The organism is Micromonospora sp. NPDC003776, from assembly GCF_053605645.1.
In genome coordinates this window covers 1-6,249 of sequence record NZ_JBSGJR010000426.1, presented here as the reverse complement: position 1 = coordinate 6,249, position 6,249 = coordinate 1, and the positions used below count along the sequence as shown (strand labels likewise).

The 6,249-nt window shown below is 75.3% G+C and carries 6 protein-coding genes and 2 pseudogenes; 7 read left to right on the top strand and 1 reads right to left on the bottom strand.

Annotated features, from left to right (window positions below; all coding sequences use genetic code 11):
* Positions 1 to 659 (bottom strand): annotated as a pseudogene (locus ACWEVO_RS27040) (type VII secretion protein EccE); the annotation flags it as partial.
* Positions 660 to 822: 163 nt separating this feature from the next.
* On the opposite strand from ACWEVO_RS27040, the gene eccB reads away from it, so the two are divergent.
* The 7 genes and pseudogenes from eccB to ACWEVO_RS27005 form a co-directional block, all read left to right on the top strand.
* Positions 823 to 2,310: a type VII secretion protein EccB gene (gene eccB / locus ACWEVO_RS27035; protein ID WP_452310316.1), complete on the top strand. Its 1,488-nt coding sequence runs from the start codon at positions 823 to 825 to the stop codon at positions 2,308 to 2,310.
* A 114-nt stretch (positions 2,311 to 2,424) separates the two neighbouring features.
* Positions 2,425 to 2,799, top strand: a complete 375-nt coding sequence (locus tag ACWEVO_RS27030) for a hypothetical protein (protein ID WP_452310315.1) — start codon at positions 2,425 to 2,427, stop codon at positions 2,797 to 2,799.
* Positions 2,792 to 4,027, top strand: coding sequence for a WXG100 family type VII secretion target (locus tag ACWEVO_RS27025; protein WP_452310314.1), 1,236 nt, complete (start codon positions 2,792 to 2,794; stop codon positions 4,025 to 4,027). The genes ACWEVO_RS27030 and ACWEVO_RS27025 overlap by 8 nt, the downstream gene beginning before the upstream one ends.
* A 166-nt stretch (positions 4,028 to 4,193) precedes the next feature.
* Positions 4,194 to 4,667, top strand: a complete 474-nt coding sequence (locus ACWEVO_RS27020; RefSeq protein ID WP_452310313.1) for a hypothetical protein — start codon at positions 4,194 to 4,196, stop codon at positions 4,665 to 4,667.
* Positions 4,668 to 4,806: 139 nt separating this feature from the next.
* On the top strand, positions 4,807 to 5,628 hold the full coding sequence (locus tag ACWEVO_RS27015) for a hypothetical protein (protein ID WP_452310312.1): 822 nt from the start codon (positions 4,807 to 4,809) through the stop codon (positions 5,626 to 5,628).
* 40 nt (positions 5,629 to 5,668) lie between these two features.
* On the top strand, positions 5,669 to 6,010 hold the full coding sequence (locus tag ACWEVO_RS27010) for a DUF1232 domain-containing protein (protein WP_452310311.1): 342 nt from the start codon (positions 5,669 to 5,671) through the stop codon (positions 6,008 to 6,010).
* Positions 6,011 to 6,059: 49 nt separating this feature from the next.
* Positions 6,060 to 6,249, top strand: a pseudogene (locus ACWEVO_RS27005) (acyltransferase); the annotation flags it as partial.

Sequence of the window (6,249 nt, the reverse complement as noted above, 5' to 3'; positions counted from 1 at the left end):
ACCGTCTCGGCGCGGGCGTCGGCGACGGAGAGGCGCAGCGCCACCCAGACGGTCCGGTGCGCCGCCGGCGGGGCACCCGGCGCCGGGTACCAGACCAGGGTGTGCGAGACGACCTGGGTCTGGGTGACCGGGCCGGCGAAGTCGGCGAGCACCGCGAGCGCCCGGTCCACCACGGCCGCCTCGACCGAGCCGGCGGGGGCGCCCGGCCGGCCGGTCAGCGCGACCGCCGCGAACCAGCCCCGCTCGTCCTGGCCGACGCCCATCCGGGTGCCGCGTTCGGTCAGCTCGACCACGTTCAGCTCGGGGGCGAGGGCGGCCAGCCGCGGGTCGCCGGAAGGCACCGCTCCCCGGGCCCGGTCGCGGCGCCGGCGCAGCCGGCGGCGGAGCATCAGGTCCTCGTACCACCAGCGCCCGCCGCGGCGGGCGAAGGCGGCCACCACCGCGATCAGCGCCACCGCGCCGACGGTCGCGAGCAGCCAGGGCGGGCCGGCGGTGGCGAACCAGGCGGCGAGCGCGGCGCACTCCAGCAGCACCAGCTGGCCGACGACGACCGGGCCGAGCCGGCCGCGTCGACGCTTGTCGGCCGGGGTGACCGGACGGTCGTCCGGGGCGGCGGGGGCGGTCGCCGTACGACCGGGTGGCGCCTGGACCTGCGTCATCGGTGAGCGTCCCTTCTGGACATCCTGGGCATCCGCCGGATCGGTGCGGCGCCGGGGGACGGGCGGGGTCCCGGTGGACCCCCGACGGCCCCTTATCGTAGGGAAGCCCGCGACGGCGTTCGGACCTGATCGTCGCGGGACCCACCCCCGCCGGAGGTTAGTCATGCGGACCCGCCGCGATCAGGTGCAGGCGTACCGCTTCGTCACCCGCCGCATCGTCTCCGCACTGCTCTCCGGCGACCCGGAGACCAACGACCTGCCGATGCGGCGGCTCGGCATGGCGGTGTTCGGCAGCATCATCGCCGCCGCCGTGGTGCTCGGCGGCGCGGGCGCGTACGGGCAGTTCACCGGCAACGCCGCGCCGTTGGAGCCGAACACGCTGGTGATCGAGCGGGAGACCGGCGCCACGTACGTCTTCACGGACGACGGGTTGCTGCACCCGACGCTGAACTACGCCTCCGCCCGGCTCATCCTCAACGAGGCGGAGCCGCCGGTGCGTACCATGTCGCAGGCCTCCATCAAGGACCGCCCGCGCGGCCGGACGGTCGGCATCGTGGGCGCGCCCGACGCCGTGCCGGACCGCAAGTCGCTGGTCGGCCTCCCCTGGTCGGTCTGCGACGTGCCCGACCCGGTCGACCCGCAGCGCTCGACCACCCGGCTGGTGATCGACCGGCCGCTGCCGGGCGGCGCCCCGCTCACCGACCAGGCCGTGCTGGTCCGGGTGGACGGCGTCCGTTACCTGCTCACCGGGGGCGCGCAGCTGCGCGTCGGCGGAGACGAGCAGGCCCTGGTCGCGCTGAAGATGGCCGGCGCGCCGACCCTGACCGTGGGACAGCAGCTGCTCAACGCGGTGCCGGCGGGGCCCACGCTGCGCAAGCCCAGCATCGACGGGTACGGCTCCCGCGGCATGCCGGTGGCCGGCCGACCGGCCCAGATCGGCCAGGTCTTCCGGGCCGCCGACCAGTACTACGTGCTCGCCCGGCAGGGGCTGGTGGCGGTCAAGGAGATGACCGCGCTGCTGCTGCTCGGCGACGGCGGTCAGATCACCGACATCACCCCGGCCCAGGCCGGCGAACTCCTCACCGACCAGCGGCTGGACGCCGAGGGCCTGCCGCAGAAGCTGCCCGCGCTGCACGAGGTCCGGGCCGGCCGCACCGCGCTCTGCGCCAGCTACCGCTCGGGCGGGCCGGGCCAGCCGCCGACCACCACGCTGGAGGTCTACGACCAGCCGCCGGCCGAGCTGACCGCGACGACCGGGGTCGCCACGCGGCAGAGCGCCCGGGACGCGGTACGGACCGCCGAGAGCGTGCTGCTGCCCGGCGGCAAGGGGGTGCTGGTGCAGGCGGCGGCCGGGGACAGCGGGAAGGCGGCGGCCGGCTCGACGGTCTACCTGATCACCGCCCAGGGGATCCGCTACCCGCTCGGCACCGCCTCCGGGGATGCCCGCGCCGCCCTCGGGTACGGCGGCGTGACACCGCTGGCGGTGCCCGCCTCACTGCTGGCCCTGGTGCCGACCGGGCCGGCGCTGGAGCGGAAGGACGCGATGGGCTACTTCGATCCGGGTGCCCGACCGGGCGACGCCGCACCCGACAAGCCGGAGCGCTCGGCCACTCCGACGCCGTCCGGCTCCTCCCCCGCGCAGGGTGGATGACCCGACGTCGGTCCGATGTGGAGGACCCGGCGGGTACGGGTCGCCCACGCTGGCCCGGTTCGACTAACCTGAGCGTGGCCAACGGTTCTCGACGATGACTACGGGGATGCAGCCATGACCGGGCGCACGACAGTGGACGTACTGTCCTTGGAGGACTTCCACCAGCGACTCGAGCGGCGGTTGAGCGAGGCCGAGTCGGTGTTGCGGAAGCTCAACACCGAGATGCAGTGCCGGCCGCCGGCGCTGGGCACCTTCACCGACGCGACCGACAACGCCCGTCGCTACTCCGAGACGTACACGAGCTTCGTCAACCACGCGGAGCGGCTGCGCCAGGCGATCGTCGCCGCCCAGAAGGCGACCAAGTCGATCATGACGAACTACCGGACCGCCGAGGCGCGCAACGCGGCCGCCGCGGCCGACATCATCGCCGCCCTCTCCGGGGTGAGCGAGGCGATGAAGCCGGCGAAGGGAGAGGATCCGCGTGTCTGAGTACACCCGGCGTTACGAGCACGTCAGCCACAAGGAGCTCTACCAGGGCGTCACCGCGGGCGACCCGAAGCAGATCGACGGGCTCAGCGCCCAGTGGAGTTCGATGAAGGACACCCTGGAGGGCCTCGGCCGGGACCTGACCGCCGACCTGGACGCGCTCGCCAAGACCTGGTCCGGGGACGCCGCCCGGGAGTTCCACCAGCGGCTGAACCTGGTCGTCGACTACTCCGGCAACCTGGCCGAGGGCATGGCCGGCATGAAGCAGGCGCTCGGCATGATGGCGACCGAGCTGCGCACCGCGCAGGCCAAGGCCGAGAGCCCGGAAGAGACCGACGACAACGACAAGCTGATCGGCGGCGCGGTCAAGGGCTTCCTGGTGGGCGGCGCGGCCGGCGCGGTCATCGGCGGGTTCGTCGGGCACAAGCAGGACGAGGCCGAGCAGGAGAAGGCGCACCAGCGGATGGTGCAGGTCGTCGCCAACCTCGCCGAGGGCTACGACTTCTCCGCGTACGGGCGGATCGTCGTGCCGGAGGAACCTCCCGTCCAGCTTCCCGGCCACACCGACACGTCCGGCCCGACGCTGGGCAACGGCCCGTCGGTGGGCACCCCGTCCGGCGGCCCGACCTCCGGCACCTTCGGCCCCGCCTCCAGCGCCACCGCGACCACCTCGGGCGTCCACCACACCGCGCCGACCAGCGGCACGGCGGGCATGGACCCGAGCAGCACGACCGGCGCCGGCAACCCGGGCACCATCGGTTCGGTCGGCGTCACCGACCCGGCCGGCACCTCGCTCGCCGGTGCCGCCCCGCCGCTCACCACCACCGGACCGACGACCGGTCTCAGCAGCGCCCCCTTCACCGGCGCCCCCACCACCGCGCCGACCGCGGGCGGCAACTCCTTCTTCGGGGTGCCCGGTGTGGGCACCGGCTCGCTGGCCGGTTCCACCGGCGGAGTGTCCGGCCGCCCGGGTGGATTGGACAACCGGTCCGCGGCCGGCACGGGCCGGCTCGCCGGCGGCCGGGGCGCCGTGGTCGACGCCGAAGGGCGGTCCAACAGCGGCAAGGGCGCCGGGGCACGCTCCGCGATGCCGGGGCGCAACGGGGTGCTGGGCAAGCACGGCCAGCACGACGAGGACGAGACGGACGAGCACCTCACCTGGCTGACCGAGGACGAGATGGTCTGGGGCGACGGCCGGTCCGCCCCACCCTCGGTGCTCGGCACCGACTGATCGACCGCTGACCGACGGCGCGGCGTCCCTCCGACGAGGGGCGCCGCGCCGTTCGTCGTGCCCACCCTCGGCCGGAGGTCGGTCCACAGCGCATCGTGGGACGGGTCACGTGCGCAGGGCCGCTCATCGGGGTGCACGAGGCGGACCTGACCGATAGGTTGAAACGGTGCAGCCCGTAGCGTTCGCCTCACCCGTCTGGGGGGCCACGCTGCGCAGCCTGCGCCGGCTCACCCGGATGGCGGCGACCGCCCTGGTGCTCGTCGTCGGGCTCAACGGCCTCACCGCGCCCGTCCCCGCCGATCCTTTCCGTCCGGTCTCGACGGTCCGCCCGCTGGCCGACCTCCGGATCCCTCCCGCAACGGTCCACGCCCCGGCGGGCCTGCCGCTGGCGGACGCCTTCGACGTCTCGGGTTCCCTCGACGTCCTGGGCCGGGACTCGACGAGCGCCGCCCGGGCCGGTGGAGCGGACACCGCTGATTCCCCCACCCGGGTGCGGTTCGGGTCGACGGCGCCCGCCGCCGGCGTACCGGCACGCCACGTCGACCCCGACGGCCCGGCGGCCCGGACGACCGCCGCCGTGGCGGCGCCCGCCGATCCGGGCCGGGAGTCGGCCACCCGCCGCGGTCCGCCGCACGCCTGACACGCCGGCCGCCCGCGCGGCCCTGGCATCTCTCGCCGCCCCGCTGGGTAGAGATCTACCCGCACCGGCGGCGCTCCTCCGCCCGTCGCCCGGGCCCCAGACCGTTGACTCCCGAACGATCCACCACGAGGTGCTGGTGATGCAGACCGTCTTCTCCGCTTTCCTGTACGACGTCCCCCAGGCCGCCGTGATCTGGCTGGCCCTGATCGCCGTGGCGGCCGTGGTGATCGGCGCGCTGATCGTCCGCCCGGATCTGTTCCGCTCGGTGTTCGGCGAGCGGATCAGCGAGGCGGCCCGGCCGAGCAGCCTCGAACTGGCCGCCGAGGCTCGCGAACGCTCCCGCGAGCGGGCCCGGTTCGCCCAGGAGGTGGAGGTGGCCGCGGCCCGGGCGGCGGCCACCGCCGAGCGGCGGCGGGCCGAGTGGCTGGCCGCCCAGGACGAGGTCGAGACGGCGTGGCAGGCGTACGAGGCGGCGGAGGAGGACGTCCGGCGGCTGGCCGCCGCCGCCGCGCTGCCGCTGCCCCGGACGGCCCGGACTCCCGCCGAGTACGCGGACCGGGAGCGCTGGCTGCACCGGGCGGCGACGGCGGCGCAGGAGCGCGGGGAGATCACGGTCGAGCAGCTCAGTGACATCCTTCAGCACCGCGGTTGGGACCCGCGCCGGCACCCGGTGGAGCAGGAGCTGCTGCTGCGCCGGCTGATCCGGGACAACGTGCGCGCCCGGCACCAGTCCGCCCAGGAGCGGGAGCAGGCCGCCTGGCGCGCCGCGGAACTGGCCGCGGCAGCGGCCCGGAGCCTGAGCCAGGAGGTGTACGCGGCGACCCGCCCCGACCTGGAGCGGCCGAGCCCGCTGGCCATCGTGGATCTCACCGGTCCGGAGACCACCCGGGAGCTGCCGGCCCCGGCACGGGCGGAGTCGGGGCCGGGGGCCCGCGGCCGGTCGGCCGCGCCGGCGTTCTGACCGCCGGGCAGAGCTCGCCCGCGTCGGTTAGCGTGACCTCGTGTCCCGCGAGGCCTGGATCCTGCTCGTGCTCGCCAGCGTCGTCGCGCTGGCGACGCTGGTCGGTGCGGTGCTGCTCGCCGTCCGGGTGTTCCGCACCTACCGGCTGGTCAGCGCGTTGGGCGCCGGCGGCAAGGTGGCCTTCTACGGCGCGCTGATCTACACGATCCTGCCGATCGACCTGCTGCCCGACCCGATCTACCTGGACGACATGGGCGTGCTCGCCGGCACCCTGTTCTACCTGGGGCGGCTGGTCGCCAAGCACCGGGCGGCCCAGCGTGGCCTGCCCGATCGGTCGGGGCCTGCGGCAGCTCCGGGCCGCCCGCACCGGCCCGTGTCATGATCGGGCCCGGGCCGATGGTCGGCCCCGAGCGCGGCAGCGAGGACGGCAAATGGCGGGCGACCACCGGTTGGACCCACACGACCCGCGGGTCATCCGGTTCTTCCGGGACCGGCATCTCGCCACCCTGACCACGCTGCGCGCCGACGGCACCCCGCACGTCGTGCCGGTGGGCGTCACCCTCGACGCGGACGCCGGCCTGGCCCGCGTGATCACCTCCGGCGGATCGGCCAAGGCGCGGC